The organism is Sphingobium olei (genome assembly GCF_042678845.1).
GTDB classification, from domain to species: Bacteria; Pseudomonadota; Alphaproteobacteria; order Sphingomonadales; family Sphingomonadaceae; genus Sphingobium; species Sphingobium olei.
Window position 1 is genome coordinate 573101 of the sequence record NZ_JBHTLS010000135.1, and the last position, 16811, is coordinate 589911.

At 62.3% G+C, this 16811-nt stretch carries 12 protein-coding genes and 1 pseudogene; 6 read left to right on the plus strand and 7 right to left on the minus strand.

From position 1 onward, the window contains the following. The first annotated feature begins 22 nt into the window (after nt 1-22). On the plus strand, nt 23-1399 hold the full coding sequence (locus tag ACFQ24_RS22610) for a DEAD/DEAH box helicase (RefSeq protein WP_380915406.1): 1377 nt from the start codon (nt 23-25) through the stop codon (nt 1397-1399). 112 nt (nt 1400-1511) lie between these two features. Next, nucleotides 1512-4394, plus strand: a complete 2883-nt coding sequence (locus ACFQ24_RS22615) for a M16 family metallopeptidase (RefSeq protein WP_380915408.1) — start codon at nt 1512-1514, stop codon at nt 4392-4394. A gap of 11 nt (nt 4395-4405) precedes the next feature. Here ACFQ24_RS22615 and ACFQ24_RS22620 read toward each other — a convergent pair whose 3' ends face one another. Together ACFQ24_RS22620 and ACFQ24_RS22625 are read right to left on the minus strand one after the other, a co-directional pair. Further along, nucleotides 4406-4564, minus strand: coding sequence for a hypothetical protein (locus ACFQ24_RS22620; RefSeq protein ID WP_380915410.1), 159 nt, complete (start codon nt 4562-4564; stop codon nt 4406-4408). A gap of 119 nt (nt 4565-4683) precedes the next feature. After that, nucleotides 4684-5295, minus strand: coding sequence for a TetR/AcrR family transcriptional regulator (locus tag ACFQ24_RS22625; RefSeq protein WP_380915475.1), 612 nt, complete (start codon nt 5293-5295; stop codon nt 4684-4686). Between the two features lie 113 nt (nt 5296-5408). Between ACFQ24_RS22625 and ACFQ24_RS22630 the strand changes: the two genes are divergently transcribed. The 4 genes from ACFQ24_RS22630 (at nt 5409) to ACFQ24_RS22645 (ending at nt 11723) form a co-directional block, all read left to right on the plus strand. Next, complete coding sequence (locus ACFQ24_RS22630) at nt 5409-6569, plus strand: efflux RND transporter periplasmic adaptor subunit (protein ID WP_380915412.1); 1161 nt, start codon at nt 5409-5411, stop codon at nt 6567-6569. 3 nt (nt 6570-6572) lie between these two features. Next, on the plus strand, nt 6573-9746 hold the full coding sequence (locus ACFQ24_RS22635; protein ID WP_380915414.1) for an efflux RND transporter permease subunit: 3174 nt from the start codon (nt 6573-6575) through the stop codon (nt 9744-9746). 5 nt (nt 9747-9751) lie between these two features. Further along, nucleotides 9752-11164, plus strand: a complete 1413-nt coding sequence (locus ACFQ24_RS22640) for an efflux transporter outer membrane subunit (protein WP_380915416.1) — start codon at nt 9752-9754, stop codon at nt 11162-11164. 79 nt (nt 11165-11243) lie between these two features. Continuing rightward, nucleotides 11244-11723 (plus strand): methylated-DNA--[protein]-cysteine S-methyltransferase, encoded by a 480-nt coding sequence (locus ACFQ24_RS22645; protein ID WP_380915418.1) that lies wholly within the window; start codon nt 11244-11246, stop codon nt 11721-11723. A gap of 272 nt (nt 11724-11995) precedes the next feature. Here the strand turns inward: ACFQ24_RS22645 and ACFQ24_RS22650 are convergent. From ACFQ24_RS22650 to ACFQ24_RS22670, 5 genes and pseudogenes are all read right to left on the minus strand, one after another. Then, a pseudogene (locus tag ACFQ24_RS22650) lies at nt 11996-12118 on the minus strand (IS3 family transposase); the annotation flags it as partial. Between the two features lie 110 nt (nt 12119-12228). Continuing rightward, nucleotides 12229-13521 (minus strand): carbohydrate porin, encoded by a 1293-nt coding sequence (locus tag ACFQ24_RS22655; protein ID WP_380915420.1) that lies wholly within the window; start codon nt 13519-13521, stop codon nt 12229-12231. A 153-nt stretch (nt 13522-13674) separates the two neighbouring features. Next, on the minus strand, nt 13675-14052 hold the full coding sequence (locus ACFQ24_RS22660) for a hypothetical protein (RefSeq protein WP_380915422.1): 378 nt from the start codon (nt 14050-14052) through the stop codon (nt 13675-13677). A 59-nt stretch (nt 14053-14111) separates the two neighbouring features. Continuing rightward, entirely contained in the window at nt 14112-15746 is a 1635-nt protein-coding gene (locus ACFQ24_RS22665; protein WP_380915423.1) for a GMC family oxidoreductase, read from the minus strand. A 14-nt stretch (nt 15747-15760) separates the two neighbouring features. Beyond that, entirely contained in the window at nt 15761-16720 is a 960-nt protein-coding gene (locus tag ACFQ24_RS22670; protein ID WP_380915477.1) for an aldehyde dehydrogenase family protein, read from the minus strand. Nucleotides 16721-16811: the final 91 nt, after the last annotated feature.

A 16811-nucleotide genomic window follows, 5' to 3' on the forward strand; every position in this document is an offset into this window, starting at 1 on the left:
GCCGACTTGTGAGCATATCCCAATGGAATTTACCGATCTTGGCCTTTCCGAGCCGATCCTGAAGGCGCTTGCCGCCAAGAAATACGCCAACCCCACGCCGATCCAGCAGAAGGCGATCCCTGTCCTGCTCGAAGGCCGCGACCTGTGCGGCATTGCGCAGACCGGCACTGGCAAGACCGCAGCCTTCGCACTGCCCAGCCTCGACTATTTCGCCCGCAACCCCAAGCCCACGCCGGTCCTGGGCTGCCGGATGCTGGTGCTGTCGCCCACTCGCGAACTCGCTGCGCAGATCGCGCAGAGCTTCCGTGACTATGGCCGCTTTCTGAAGCTGTCGGTCGAAACGGTGTTCGGCGGCGTGCCGATCAACAAGCAGATCCGTGCGCTGTCGCAGGGTGTCGACATCGTCGTCGCCACGCCCGGCCGTCTGCTCGACCTGATCGACCAGCGCTGCTTCACCATCAAGGACACGGAAATCTTCGTCCTCGATGAAGCCGACCAGATGATGGACATGGGCTTCATCCATCCCTTGAAGCGCATCGCCAAGCTGCTGCCGCGCGACCGCCAGAACCTGTTCTTCTCGGCGACAATGCCCAAGGAGATCGAGGCGCTTGCTGGACAGTTCCTCAACGATCCGGTCAAGGTCAGCGTCGCGCCGCAATCGACCACGGCCGAACGCGTGCGCCAGCAGGCGACCTTCGTCAACCAGGCGGAGAAGCAGGCCCTGCTGCATATCGTCCTCAAGACGGAGGAGATCGACCGGGCGCTGATCTTCACCCGCACCAAGCATGGCGCGGACCGGGTCGTGCGTTTTCTGGAGGGCGCAGGCATCCAGGCCTTCGCCATCCACGGTAACAAGAGCCAGGCGCAGCGTACCACGGCGCTTCAGGCATTCCGGCACGGGCACTGCAAGCTGCTGGTCGCGACCGACATCGCCGCGCGCGGCATCGATGTGTCGGGCGTTTCCCACGTCATCAACTTCGAAATTCCCAACGTGCCGGAGCAATATGTCCACCGGATCGGCCGCACCGCGCGCGCCGGGGCCGAGGGCGTCGCGATCAGCTTCGTGGCGGACGACGAACGGCCCTATCTCAAGGCCATCGAGAAGGCGACGCGGGTGAAGCTCGACATTGCGCCGCTGCCCGAGAATTTCGTGGAAGCGGTGCGCAACCTTCCCAAGCCGGCCGCGCCCCGCAAGGGGCCGAGCCAGACTCCGGCGCAGCAGGCCAAGCGCGCCGAGGGACAGCGCCGCTATCAGGACGGACAGAAGGCCCAGCGCGGCGCGCCCGACAAGGCGCATCGCGGCGAAGGCGACGCAGCTAAGAAGCCGGGCCGCCGTCGCCGTCGCGGTGGTGTCGGTGCGCACAAGGGCGCCGTGCAGCGCACGGGCGCGCCGCGCTGATCGGACAGGTCGTCCGGCTGGGGCGGTGTCACACCGCCCCAGCCATTCGGCTTGTGGGATGCCCGTTTATTGTCAGTGGCCATTCAGAAAAAGCGCGCTAGGCTGATTGCCTATGCGCTCTTTTTTTCGCCGTCCGGCCGCTTCGCTCTCCGTCCTAGCCCTGCTGCTCACAGGTTCGCCGCTCGCCGCGCAACCTGCCTCGGCGCCCGGCGCCACACAGGGCGCGACGCAGGGGCAGGTCCGGCCCTGGCTTTATGAAAATAGCGACGTGCCGATCGACACGGCCTGGCGGTTCGGCACATTACCCAATGGATTGCGCTATGCGATCCGCCGCAATGGTGTGCCACCGGGGCAGGTCTCCGTGCGGCTTCGGGTGGACGCCGGTTCCCTGATGGAGAAGCCCGACGAACTGGGCTACGCGCACTATATCGAACATCTTTCCATGCGGGGATCGCGCCATGTGCCGGACGGCGAGTCCAAGCGCATCTGGCAACGGCTGGGCGTGACCTTCGGCAGCGACAGCAATGCGCAGACGACCCCGACCGGCACCACCTATGCGCTGGACCTGCCGCAGGCTACGACGGCAAGCCTGGGCGAAAGTCTCAAGATCCTGTCAGGCATGATGACAGACCCCAACATCGTGGACAGCGCGGTGAATGCGGAACGCGCCGTGGTGCTGGCGGAAAGGCGCGAGAGCGACGGCCCGCAAATGCGCATTTCCGATGGAAGCCGTCTCCACTTCTTTTCCGGCCAGCCGTTGGCCGATCGCGCGCCGATCGGCACGGTCGCAACGCTTACGGCGGCGACGGCTGACAAGGTGCAGGCCTTCCATGATCGTTGGTACCGCCCGGAAAATACGGTCATCGCCGTGTCGGGCGACATGGACCCTGCGGCGGTAGAACAGCTGCTGAAGGATAATTTCAGCGCCTGGAAAGCTGTGGGGCAGGGCGGCACGGCGCCCGATTTCGGGGTGCCCGACGGCAAGCAGCCGGCGACCCGCGTGATCGTCGAGCCGGGCGCTCCCCTCGGCCTCACCCTGGCCTGGCTGCGTCCGTGGAAGCCGCATGCCGACACGATCGTCTACAATCAGGACAAGCTCACCGACATGCTGGCGCTCCAGATCGTCAGTCGCCGGCTGGAGCGGGCGGCCCGCGCGGGCGGCAGCTTCCTGCAAGCAAGTGTCGACCAGCAGGATGTCAGTCGATCCGCCGACGGCACGTTCATGACCATCATGCCCACCGGCGACAATTGGGCGAAGGCGCTGGGCGACGTTCGCGCCATCATCGAGGATGCCAAGGCCGCTGCCCCCAGCCAGGCCGAGATCGATCGCGAATATGCACAGATGGATACGGCGCTCGCGATCCAGGTGGAAAATGCCGACACGGAACCCGGATCGAAGCAGGCGAGCGATCTGGTCAGCGCCGTCGACATCCGCGAAACGACGGTCAGTCCGCAGGCGGCGGTCGAGATTTTCCGGGCTGGCAAGCCGGCCATGACGCCGCAGAAGATCCTCGATTCGACCCGTCGCCTCTTCACGGCCGGGGTGTTTCGCGCGCTTCTGGTGACCGGAACGCCGCAGGCCGGGCTGGACGCGAAGCTCGCCGCTGCCGTGGCTGCCCCGGTGAAGGCGGCAACCGACGTCCGATTGGCGGACAAGGCCGTCACCATGGATGATCTGCCCAAGTTCGGCGCGCCCGGCACCGTCATCTCGCGCACGCCCACCGGCTTGCCGGGCATGGAAAGCATCACCTTCTCCAATGGCGTGAAGCTCACGCTGTTCGCCAATGATGTCGAAACCGAAAAGGTGCGGATCAACGTCCGCTTCGGCCATGGCCAGCAGGCCTTTTCGCCGACGCGGCCAGCGCCCGGCTGGGCCGGCGGCTATGCGCTGGTGGCAAGCGGCATCGGATCGCTGGGGCAGGGCGAGCTTGATGAACTGACCAACGGTCGACGGATGGGGATGGATTTCAACATCGATGACGATGCGTTCGAACTGCAGGCGCTCACCCGTCCCGCCGACTATAAGGACCAGTTGCGCCTCTTCGCCGCCAAGCTCGGTTTCCCTGGATGGGATCCTGCGCCCATCGCTCGCGTGAAAACCGGGGCTCTAGTCGCCTATGACGCGATGACGCGATCGCCCGATGCGGTTCTTGGCCGCGATCTCAACTGGTTGCTGCATGACAAGGATGTCCGCTTCCGCACGCCCTCGCGGGAGGAGATTTCGGCTCTGACGCCGCAAAGCTTCCGTGCGGCATGGGAGCCCCTCTTGGCGTCCGGGCCAATCGAGATCCAGATTTTCGGGCAAGTGAAGCCCGACGAGGCGATCCAGGCGGTGGGCTCCACCTTCGGTGCGCTGCCTGCAAGGGCTAACAAGCCCGTTCCGGCGGCCAATCGCGCGATGCGGTTTCCGGCCCATGTCGAAGCGCCCGTCCTACTGCGTCACAATGGCGATAAGGATCAGGCCGCTGCCGTTATGGCCTGGCCTACCGCCGGCGGCTTTGCCCTGCAGAAAGAAGCGCGCCAGTTGGAGATACTGACGCAGATTTTCAACGACAGGCTTTTCGACAAGCTGCGTTCGACGGAAGGGGCAGCCTATTCCCCTAGCGTCCAGAACAACTGGCCATTTTCTTACGAAAGCGGCGGCTATATTCTGGTGACCAGCCAAGTACGGCCCGATCGCATCGCCTATTTCTACGATGTCGTGAAAAAGACGGCGGACGATCTGGCGAAAACGCCGGTCAGCGACGATGAATTGCAGCGGGCGGTTGCGCCCATGCGTCAATTGTTGATGCGCGCCAGCACTGGCAACGCCTTCTGGATGAACCAGATGGAAGGCGCGACTCAGGATCCTCGCTATGTCGGTGCCATGAAGAGCATGTCGGAAGACCTGCTGTCTGTTACGCCGGCACAGCTTCAGGGCCTCGCGGCCAAATATCTCGTGCCCCGTAAAAGCTGGTCGGCCGTGGTATTGCCCGAAGGCGTGTCACCCCGCTGAAGCCTCTGGTTTCAGGCAGGAACTTCCGCTTCCAAAAGATGCTCGTACAGCCGGATATATTCGAGATGGAGATCTCGAATGATCGGGTTGTGCGACTTTTCCGCCAGTTGCCGGTTTGTCTCGATCCGTTCCAGGAAATAGGCGCGATCGAAACGATTGGTAATCGTCATGCTTGCCTCCCGCTCATTTCGGATATGAAGGTGATTAGGGCGGGAAGGTTTCGGCAGTGCAACATGGAATGTCGCCAGATGGGACGAACGGTGGCAAAGGCGCGATGGTCAAAAAAAGACTAAGATGACCTAGGGTCGGGGGCGGGCGCCAGCGATCGCAGTGCGGCCAGGATCATCTCGGCGGAACGGGCTGCCGTGCATGCCGCGTCGAGCCTTGGCCGGGACAGACTGCGATGGCCGAGGCCGAACAGGCATGCCAGCACGACCTCTTCCGCAGCATCCAGATCCTGCCCTGTCAATCGCGGGTTAGCGGCGGATGCGAAGTAGCGGATGATGTTGCGGAAGCGGGCGCACATATCGCCGATCGTCTTCGATACGGCTTGGTTGCGAAAACCTTCCGCCAATATATCAAAGGCTAAGGCTTCGTCCTCGCTGTCCACCGTGTGGCGCAAAAGAGCCTCAAACGTTTGATCGATGCTCAGTTCGCCGCCGTCTAGTTGACGGCGGAGCGCGTTCATCTCCGCGCACCATTGGTCGGCGTTATCGATGACCAACGCTTCGATAATATCTTCCTTGCCTTTGAACAGGCGATACATCTGGCCCACCGATACATGGGCCGACGCAGCCAGTTCCGCCATCGATGTTTGATGGAAGCCGTGGCTGTCGAACAGGTCGCGCGCGGCGGCAAGCACGGCGGTCCGGCCGTTTTTCTCATGCTGCGGTGCAACCACCATAATCCGTGACCTTGACCTTGAATTTGCCCTGCCACGATCCTACTTGTCCGGCAAGCGGAATGAACGTTCATTCCGCTAATATAAGCCTATCAAAAAACGGAACTCTGGTGATGCAAAAGGGGTCAATCATCGGCCTGATGGCGTGCGCGTCTGCGCTGACGCTGAGCGCATGCGGCAAGGAGCAACCGCCCGCGCCCCCGCCGCCGTCCGTCGGCGTGGTAACGCTAAAGACCGAATCCGCGCCGCTGGTGAATGAATTGCCGGGCCGCGTCGCCGCGGTAGAAACCGCCGAAGTCCGGCCGCAGATCAGTGGTGTAATCCGTCGCCGCCTGTTTCAGGAAGGCGGCTATGTCCGCGCCGGACAGCTGCTGTACGAAATCGAGGATTCGCCCTACCGCGCTGCGCTGGCCCAGGCGCAGGGATCGCTGGCGAACGCCCAGGCTGCGATCCGCTCCACCGCTCTCCAGGCTCAGCGTTACCGTGAACTGGTGGGCATCAATGCCGTCAGTCGCCAGGAGTTCGACAATGCGGAAGCGGCCGCCCAGCAGGCCCGCGCCAACGTCGCGGCCCAGCGCGGCGCGGTGCAGGCGGCGCAGGTGAACCAGAATTTCACCCGCATTCGCGCGCCTATTTCGGGGCGCATAGGTCGCTCGCTGTTCACGCCCGGCGCGCTGGTGCAGTCGGGTCAGGCCGATGCGCTCGCGACCATTCAGCGCACCGACACCGTCTATGTCGATATCACTCAGTCAGCAGCGCAGCTCATAGACTTGCGACAGGCGATGAAGGCTGGTGGGGTAAGCGACGCGGGCGGCGCGCGCATTCAACTGCTGCTGCCCAATGGCAGCACCTATCCGATCGAGGGACGGCTGCAATTCGCCGAAGTGACGGTCGATCCCACGTCCGGCGCGGTGACGCTGCGCGCGACCTTCCCCAATCCGGACGGGCTGCTGCTGCCCGGCATGTATGTGCGTGCCCGTCTGGTCGAAGGGCAGCGGGCCAACGCCATTCTCGCCCCGCAACAGGGAATCAGCCGTGACGCGCGCGGTCGCGCCACGGCGCTGGTCGTGGGCGGGGAAAACAAGGCCGAGATGCGGCAGGTCGAGGTGGACCGTGCCGTCGGAGACAAGTGGATCGTGACCAAGGGGCTGAAGGCCGGCGACCGGTTGATCGTCGAGGGACTCCTCAACCTGCGTCCCGGCACTCTCGTCAAACCTGGCGCGCCGCAGCAGGTGACAGCCGGGCAGAATGGCGCGGCTGGCGGGGCGCAGTAAGCCATGGCCCGGTACTTCATCGACCGGCCCATCTTCGCATGGGTCATCGCCATCGTCATCATGCTGGCCGGACTGCTCGCGATCCGATCGCTGCCGGTGGCACAGTTCCCGGAGATCGCGCCGCCTGCGGTGACGATCCAGACCACCTATCCTGGCGCGAATGCGCAGACGCTGGCTAGCACGACGACCCAGATCATCGAGCAGCAGCTCAAAGGCATCGACAATCTGCGTTATTTTTCGTCCACCAGCGACGGGTCGGGCAATCTCAACATCACCCTGACCTTCGAGCAGGGGACCGACCCCGACATCGCGCAGGTGCAGGTACAGAACAAGCTGGCGCAGGCGACGCCGCTGTTGCCGCAGGAAGTGCAGCAGCAAGGACTGCGTGTCAGCAAGTCGGCGGCGAGTTTCCTTATGGTGCTGGCGGTCTATGCCGATGACGGTATCCACGATGGCCAGGACACGGCGGACTTCGTCGCATCCTCGCTGCAGGATCCGATCAGCCGCGTCACCGGCGTGGGCGACACGGTGCTGTTCGGATCGCAATATGCCATGCGCATCTGGCTCGACCCCTTCAAGATGGCGACGCTCCAGGTCACGACCAGTGACGTAAAGAATGCGATACGAGCGCAGAATGCGCAGGTGTCCGCCGGACAGATCGGCGGCACCCCCGCTCCGGCCGGGCAGGCGCTGAATGCGACGGTCACGGCGCAGTCGCGGCTGCGCACGCCGGAAGAGTTCCGCAACATCCGCCTGCGCAGCAATCCCGACGGCTCGGTGGTGCTGCTGTCCGACGTGGCACGGGTCGAATTGGGGGCGGAGAATTATGGCTTTGGCGCGAAGTTCAACGGGCATCCGGCGGCCGGTTTCGGCATCCGGCTGGCCCCGGGCGCCAATGCGCTCGATACCGTTACCTCGGTCAAGGAACGGGTGGACCAGCTGTCGAAGAATTTCCCCACCTGGGTCAAATATGACTTCCCGGTCGATAATTCGACGTTCGTGCGGCTGTCGGTCGAGCAGGTGATCCACACGCTGTTCGAGGCGGTGCTGCTTGTCTTCGTCGTCATGTTCATCTTCCTCCAGAACTGGCGGGCGACGCTGATCCCGACGATCGCAGTGCCGGTGGTGCTGCTGGGATCGCTGGCGGTGCTGAGCGCTGCGGGCTTCACCATCAACACGCTGACCCTGTTCGGCATGGTGCTGGCGATCGGCCTGTTGGTCGACGACGCGATCGTGGTCGTCGAAAATGTCGAGCGCATTATCCAGACCGAGGGGCTGACCCCGCGCGAAGCGGCGAGGAAGTCGATGGACGAGATCAGCGGCGCGCTGATCGGCATCGGCCTCGTTCTGTCGGCGGTGTTCCTGCCGATGGCCTTTTTCGGCGGGTCTACGGGCGTCATCTTCCGCCAGTTTTCGATCACCATCGTGTCTTCGATGATCCTGTCGGTGCTGGTCGCGCTGATCCTGACGCCAGCCTTGTGCGCCACCATCCTGAAACCGGCGTCGCACGGCCATAGCTGGCACGGGCCGGTCGGGTCGTTTTTCGGGCGCTTCTTCAGCTGGTTCAACCGCACCTTCGACAAGGGCGTGACCCGTTACGGACAAGGCGTTCAAACGGTGGAGCGGCGTTGGGGCCGGACCATGATCGTTTATGGCCTGATCGTAGTCGGCATGGCATTCGTATTCCTGCGACTGCCGGGCGGCTTCCTGCCCGAAGAGGATCAGGGCATCATCATCAACCAGGTGTCGCTGCCCGCCGGCAGCACGATGGAGGAAACCGAGCGGGCACTGGTCCGTATGCGGCAGCACTATGTGACCGAAGAGAAGGACAATGTCGCGGCTATCTTCACCGTCGCGGGCTTCGGTTTCGTTGGGCAGGGGCAGAATGTCGGCATCGTTTTCGTGCGGATGAAGCCATGGGAAGAGCGTAAGGGGGAGAAGAACGGCGTCCCTGCGATCGCGCTACGGGCCAATATGGCGTTTCAGAAAATCAAGGCAGGCATGGCCTTCGCTTTCGTCCCACCGGCCGTGCAGGAACTGGGCAATGCATCCGGGTTTGACTTCCAGCTGCTCGACCAGGCCAATCTGGGGCATGAGCAGCTGCTGGCCGCGCGCAACCAGCTGCTTGGCATGGCGATGGCTGACAAAAGGCTCGCGCAGGTGCGGCCCAACGGCCTAGAGGACACGCCGCAGCTGAAACTGAACGTCGATCAGGCGGCAGCGGGCGCGCTCGGCATCGCGCAGGCCGATGTCAACGACACGATCAGCACCAACCTGGGGGGGGCCTACGTCAACGATTTCATCGATCGCGACCGGGTGAAGCGGGTTTATGTGCAGGCCGACGCGCCTTTCCGCACTTCCCCCGATGCCTTCGGCAACTTTCATGTGCGCGGCAGCACGGGCACGATGGCTCCCTTGTCGGCCTTTTCGACGACCGAGTGGATCCAGGGGCCGGCGCGATTGGAGCGCTTCAATGGCGTGCCGTCCATGAATATCCAGGGCAGCCCGGCGCCCGGCGTCTCGACCGGCACGGCGATGCAGGTGATGGAAGAGATTGCCTCGAAATTGCCCCCCGGCATTGGCTTTGCGTGGAACGGCATTTCCTATGAGGAAAAGATATCGGGCGGGCAGGCGCCTTACGTTTACGCGCTCTCGATGCTGATCGTCTTTCTGTGCCTTGCCGCACTGTATGAGAGCTGGTCGGTCCCGATCGCGGTGATCCTGGTTGTGCCGCTCGGCGTGCTGGGCGCGGTGATCGCGGCGACGCTGGCCGGGCTCAACAACGACATCTATCTTCAGGTCGGGCTGATCACCACCATCGGCGTTTCGGCGAAGAATGCGATCCTGATCGTGGAGTTCGCGGAGGAGAAGATGCGCGAGGGGCTTTCCCCGGCGCAGGCGGCGCTGCAGGCGGGCAAGCTGCGGCTGCGGCCGATCCTGATGACCAGCTTCGCCTTCATCTTCGGCGTGCTGCCGCTGGCGGTATCGACCGGCGCGGGAGCGGGCGGCCAGAATGCGATCGGCTGGGCGGTGGTCGGGGGGATGCTGTCGGCGACGGTACTCGCCATCTTCTTCGTGCCGGTCTTCTTCACCGTCGTGAAGAGGCTGTTCCGGGAACATAAGGATCATGAAGCGGCAGGCGACCGGGCGACCCCCGGCGCGCCGCAGGAGGCTTGAAGATCATGACGCGCAGCATCCATGCGCTGGGCGCGCTCACTTTGTCGCTGGCGCTTGCCGGTTGTGATCTGGCGCCCAAATATGTTCGGCCGGCAAATCCGGTGCCGGTGGCGTCGCCCGAGGGGCCGGCCTATGCCGCCGATGCAGGTGGTACGATCGTCCCGGCTGACACGGCTTGGCGAGACTTTTTCACTGACGCACGCCTCGCGCGCGTTATCGAAACCGCGCTTGCCAACAATCGCGACCTGCGCCTGGCGGTCGCCAATATCGAGCAGGCGCGCGCGCAATATCGGGTGCAGCGCGCCGACCTGCTGCCCACGGTTGGCGCGACCGGCACCGCCACCTATAGCGAACAGCCGCTGGTGCAGTTCGGCCAGTCGCAGCGGCTGAACAATGACGTGTACCAGGCGCAGGTCGGCGTCTCGGCTTGGGAGATCGACCTGTTCGGGCGGGTGCGGAACCTGAGCAAGGCGGCGCAGGAGCAATATTTCACGGCCGTGGAGAATCGTAACGCCGCACAGATCGCGCTGATTGCCGAGACCGCCAACGCCTGGCTCACCATGGCGGCGGATCAGGAGCGGTTGCGGATCGCGCGTGACCTGGAGCAGGCATTTGGCAAGACGCTGGAGCTGACCCGCGCGCGCTTCGCCAAGGGCATTGCGTCGGAACTTGAGGTGCGGCAGGCGCAGACCAGCTATGACCGGGCGCGGTCCGACATCGCGCAAGCTACGACGCTGGTGGCGCAGGACCAGAATGCGCTGAACCTGCTGGCGGGGACGATCGTGCCGGCGGGCGACCTGCCCGATGCGATGCCGCAGGGCAGCGCGACGCTGGAAAATCTGCCGGCCAATGTCTCGTCGGACGTGCTGTTGCGCCGGCCCGATATTGCAGCGGCGGAGCATCAGCTGCGCGGGGCGAACGCCAACATCGGCGCGGCGCGCGCGGCTTTCTTCCCGACCATATCGCTGACGGCGGCGTTGGGCACGGTGAGCCAGGGCCTGTCCAATCTGTTCGGCGGCGGCAGCGATTTCTGGTCGGTCGCGCCCTCCGCTGGTCTGCCGATCTTCGACTTCGGGCGGCGCAAGGGCAATCTTCAATATGCCCGCGCCACCTATGACGCGATGGTCGCGACCTATGAGAAGAGCGTGCAGACGGGTTTCCGGGAGGTCGCCGACGCGCTCGCGCGACGGGGCACGATGACCCAGCAGATCGAGGCGCAGACCTCGTTGCGCGACGCCTCGCGGGTCGCCTACACGCTCTCGGAAGCCCGCTTCCGGGCCGGCGTGGACAGTTTCCTCTCGACACTGGATTCGCAGCGTGCGCTCTACACGGCCGAGCAAAGCTTGCTGGCGACGCGGCTGACGCGAGCGACCAATATGGTCGAGCTGTACCGGGCGATGGGCGGCGGCCTGAAATAAGGATGGTTTGACCGCAATCGATGGGAAGCGGGACAGAGGCTGTGCCGCTATGGCGGGCATCTCGAAAGGAGGAGACGCCATGACCCTTTACGAAACCGGCCTGCTGTCGCCTGTCGGTGAACTGACGCTGATTGCGAGTGAGGGGGCGTTGGTCGCGTTGCTGTGGCCGGACGACGATCCCGCGCGCGTTCGTCTGCCGGCGCGGCAGGCGGGACTGGAACATCCGGTGCTCACGGCGGCGGCGCAGCAACTCGGGGAATATTTCTCCGGCGTCCGGCGCAGCTTCGACCTTCCGCTCGATCCTCAGGGCACGCCGTTCCAGCGGGATGTGTGGACAGCGCTCGCGTCCATCCCCTTTGGCGAAACGCGCAGCTATGGCGCGATCGCAGCGCAGATCGGCCGTCCGTCCGCGAGCAGGGCGGTGGGCGCGGCGAACGGACGCAATCCGCTATCCATCATCGTGCCCTGTCACCGGGTGATAGGCAAGGCGGGCGGACTGACGGGCTTTGCCGGAGGCATGGAGACCAAGGCCTGGCTGCTGTCGTTCGAAAGCCGGTAAATGGCGCACCCAGAGTGCGGACGCTGGGTGTCGCAATAGGTGATTCAACGACCAAGACCAGCCTTCAACCCCGAACCGGTCTCGAAGGCACGGAGTTAGAATGCTCGGTAACAAAGGCGTACCTCACTTTGCATCTCTGGCGAATGCGCGGTGGCTTTCTTAGGATGTCGCGTTCCCCGTCATCCGGGCCAGATTGCGCTTCAATTGCGGTATCTCGGTATCATTGGCAGCGTCGCCCCACGCCGTCCGTTTCCGAATTGCCGCTTTCACATATACGGCGAGTCCTGACTGACGCCGGGCAGCTCGGAAACCTCCGCTACGCGATAACCCCGCTCCGTAACTTGCGCCACCGCGTCGCACTTGAACTCATCACTGACATCGAGCTTCCTGATCATCGCGTCCTGTCCTCAATATTGGAACCCAAGGCATCCAGAAATCTAGGGCTATTCACCTCGGTGAACCTTATCGAGCCGACGCCAGCCTGATGGCTCTCAAACAATGAGGATCAGAAATTCACGCTGGATTTCAGACCAAAAACCATCACGTCACGCTTGCTCGATAATCCGCCGGGATTGATCGTATACTGAATGTTCGGTCGGACGGTTATCGCCGGCGTGATTGCTGCGCTGTAGAACAGCTCCATCGGATATTCGATATGCGGCACGTCGGCTCTGGGCGCGTCGGCCGGAAGTAAGCTGTTCTGCTCTTCAATCCGGCGGACGGTTCGCGAATTGGTCTTCAGTCGGCCAATGCCAAAGCCAATTTCATCAGCAGGGCGGGACGCAAAGGGACCTTTCCAGAAGAAACCGCCTTCCAAGAGGCTGTCGATATTCGTCACGCGCGGGTCAGACCGAATGAAATTTGCGAACACTGACACGCCCCGATTGGGATCGCTTGGGCTCTGGATGATGGTCTGCTCAGCCATAAGGTAGTAACCATCAGCGCTCCCGATCTTGCGCGGCGTTCCCGCTGCCAGCCCAAGAGGTTCACCTTCCGAATTGCGGTAAAGGCTCAGGAAGTCTCCAGTATTATGCCAGACGCCAACACGGTAGGCTCCCGGCCTTCCGCTGAAGGAGGGTTTCCAGGCGACTTCACCCACGGCATTATAGCCTGTAGTTCGTCCGGGGCTTCCCAGGCTCATCGAATATCTGGTCAGCGCAAAGTTCGGATTGACCTGATAGAGAGCGGCAACGACCTCAAATTCCTTGCCGACCTTCGCGTTTACGACCCCCGCCCACTGGCTGGCGGACCAGCCGAACCAGTTTGGCGTGATCCAGGCGGGCACCGAGGCACAGAAGCTGAGATTCTGGAATTTGCAGGAGAATGGAAAGACGTCGACCGTCATGGGCAGCTTGCCCAGCTTGACCGTCACCCTGTCATTGAGAAGCTTCTGTTGCAGATAAAATTGCACGATACGGAATCTCTTCCCGTAGCCGAAGATTTCCTGCGGATTGAGGAAGGTTCCTAGTTCGGCTTCCTGGTTCAGACTATCCCCTCCGCGGTTAACTACGATCGAATGGAAGCTCATTCCCTTGATGTTCGCGATTTTCTCTAAGTCAAGATCTGCGCCCAGCAGTATCTGATCAGCGATCGTGGCTTCTTTTCGGGCACCGCCACGGACATTCGTTGCGAATTCATTCGTGTACGCGAGCGTGAAATCCACGCCATTATCGTGCAGCTTCGTTCGCACACCTCCAAGATCACCCAATAGGTAATTGTCTGGCGAAAATTCCTGCGCCATCGCGGAAGTCGAAAGCGCGCACGCAGCCGCAGCCGCGCCACAAAGTAGCAGCTTCATATATTCCTCCCCTAATTGTATGGCCAAGATTGTTAGCGTTGGCCGGCACTTTTAAAGTGTCTTCGGAAACGGTGCGATCGGACGTTCACTCCTTTCCGGTGGGCCACGTCCTCTACGGATGTGGCCTCACCGCCCCTTTTTGCAGCCGACCCGTTATGCAGCTGGCGTCACATAGATCGGGCCACGGTCAATGACCCGGCCGACGACCTCCATGATTTCGTCATAGTCGGGATCGTAGGGCAGAGATTCCTGACCTGGATATTTGAGCGTCTTGTTGACCTCCTCATTGAGAAAGTAGCTGCCCGCGATGATGTGGCTCACCAGATCAAAGTCCGCCTCGTCCAGGTTTCGGACAGCGGCGACATCCGGGTTTTCCGGGTTTTCCGGCAACTTCGCGAGCGCGGCGATAAACGGCTCCGCAAGATCAGGCCGCGCCTTGAGTGCCCGAGGCAGAAGAATGTCGATGACACCCGCCTGACTGGCGGACGGCATCCCCAGTTCCTCGTCTTGCGGAATGAGCGCGTCCGCCACCCAATATAGTTGTGGGAGAACCGTTTCCAGAAGGTTTGTCATTGTTCGTATGTCCTATTTCAAGCGGCCGACAGGCTGACCTTCTGATCGCGTGCGTTAGCGATCAGGGCTTCAGCGCTCCGAAGTGCCATGGCTGCGACGGTGCCGGTCGGATTGACCGAACCGGAGGTTGGCATCACGCTGCCATCGAAGACGAACAGGTTCGGGACGTCGTGTGAACGGCCAAAACCATCCACGACCGAGCGCTCGGGGTCGTTACCCATCACCGTCGTACCCAAGAGGTGCCAGCCTGTTTCACGGACGATCGGCGCAACGATAGTCTCGTAAGCGCCCGCTTCGCGCATGGACTCCATCGCCTTCTGCTGATTGTAATCGAGCAGACGTCGGGTATTTTCCGATGCTCGATAGATGAGCTTGGGCGCTGGCATGCCATCGCTGTCCTTCAGATCCGGGTCAAGCGTCACCATGTTGGCCTCATCGGGAAGATCCTCCGCAATGATGGCCCAATAGGCTGAATGGCCAAAACGACGACGGACTTCCTTGTGGAAGTCCTTGCCCCAGTTGCCTGCGCCGCCCCACGGGAATGACCCTGTCGTGTTGAGCGGACCGCCGGTGCCCATGAGCTGCCACTTTGCACCGCGCAGGAAGCCAACGTCAGGGCGGGTTTCGCTGAACTCAAGCGAGTAGGCGCGTTGTCCGTAAGGACCCTGCCACCCTTCGAAAAATTCATCGAACAGCCCGACCACGGTGCCATAGGGGTGCATCATGAGGCGCTTGCCCACGAGCCCGGACGAATTGGCGAGACCCTCGGCCGCACCGCTTCTTCCAGAGTTGAGCAGAATCCGTGGCGTACCGATCCCGTTAGCCGCGAGCACTACGGCGCTGGCCGACTGAAACTTTGTTTCACCCGTCGTCCTGTCGACATAGGTGACACCGGTCGCAAGCCCCTGTCGATCCGTTTCGATCCGCAACACCCGTGCGTTTTGCACAAGCTCGACGCCAAGCTTCCGGTTGATCGGCCAATGGGTGCGGTCGACGGACGCCTTCGCGCCGTCGAAGCATCCCCAGAGGCATGATCCGCGTCGGACACAAGGCTCAAGAACACCGTTCTTGACGGTCGCAATCGCGTTGGTCCCGGGCCACCAGTGCCAGCCAAGCCGGTCGTGAGCAGCCGCAAATCGGCGCTCCATATCGCCCAGCGGGAAGGGGGGAAGGGGCACCTCGAAATGTGGAGAACAAGTATCGCCAGCAACACCCGAAACGGAGAAATCCACATCCGTTCGATCATAATAGGGAGCCAGATCCTCATAACTGAAAGGCCAGTCATCCGCTATGCCGTCGACTGTCCGAACCCGAAAGTCGCTAGGCTTGAGGCGGTGCCACGCAGCGGCGTAGAGCATCGAGCTTCCACCGACGCCGTTCCACATCAGCGGCGCGACATCCGATTCTTCATCGTTGATCGGATAGTCGGAGGGTGCCTTGCGCCGGTTAGGGTACCAACCGTAATGGGCATCCTTCGTCAGTTCGAACTCGGGCTCCATGCTTTTGATGACGGTGTAATCGGGATAGGTGCCCTGTTCGAGGCACATGACCGAGAAGCCTTCCTCCGCGAGACGCTTGGCGGCAACCGCACCGCTCGGCCCGGCTCCAATAATGAGCACGTCAGGAGTTTTATTTCCGTTGGATTGAGACATCATTTCATTCCACTTCAGCGAATGGCCGACCAGACGGTCTTCTTGGAGAGAAGGTTGGCGATGCCATCGAAGCTCCGTTCGCGTCCGATGCCAGAATCCTTCACGCCACCCCACGGCACGGCAATATCGTACATATGATAGCAGTTTACCCACACGGTCCCCGAAGCGATGCCGTGGACGAAGCGCTGAGCGGTCGAACCGTTGTTGGTCCACACCGAGGCGGCCAGGCCATATCGCCCTGCATTCGCCTTGCGCAGGCCGTCCTCGAAATCGGAAAAGCGTTCAACGGCCAAGACGGGGCCAAAAATTTCTTCCTGCACGAGGCGGGAATCCCCATTCAGTCCGGCGACGATCGTGGGTTCGATGAGATAACCGCCAGAAGGATCATGGGCGACCCCTCCTGCGGTTATCTCACCATCCTTTCGCCCCAGTTCAAGGAAGCTGCTTACCGTGTCATACTGTTTGCGCGAAACGACCGGTCCCATCTCCGTGCCCGCTTCGAACGCACGTCCGACCTTCATCTTGCGCGCGCGCTCGGAGAGACCGGCAACAACCTTGTCATAGATGCCGTCCTGCACGAGAAGACGGCTTGCAGCGCTGCAGACCTGACCGGTGTTGAGGAAGATGCCGCTCAGCGCCGCATCGATGGCCGGCTCCAGGTCGCAATCATCAAAAAGGACGATAGGGCTCTTGCCCCCCAGTTCAAGGCTGACATGCTTGAGGTTGCGCGAGGCGCTTGCCCCTATTTCCCGGCCGACCGCCGTGGACCCTGTGAAGCTGACAAGATGGACATCGGGATGCTCGACCAGAGCCTTGCCTGCGGCGGCGCCATAGCCCGGCACAATGTTGACGACACCCTTGGGGATACCCGCCTCGAGAATCAGGCGACCAAGATACATAGCCGTCATCGGCGTTACTTCGGCCGGCTTAAGGACAATGTGCGGATTCCGACGATCGCGCGCATCTATTCCGATCTGATGCCGCGCAGCGTTCCGATCTGATCGCGCGCAGGTGGATCATCTGATCGTTGGGTGAAGATGTCATTCCTGTTCGTTGTTGGTCAAG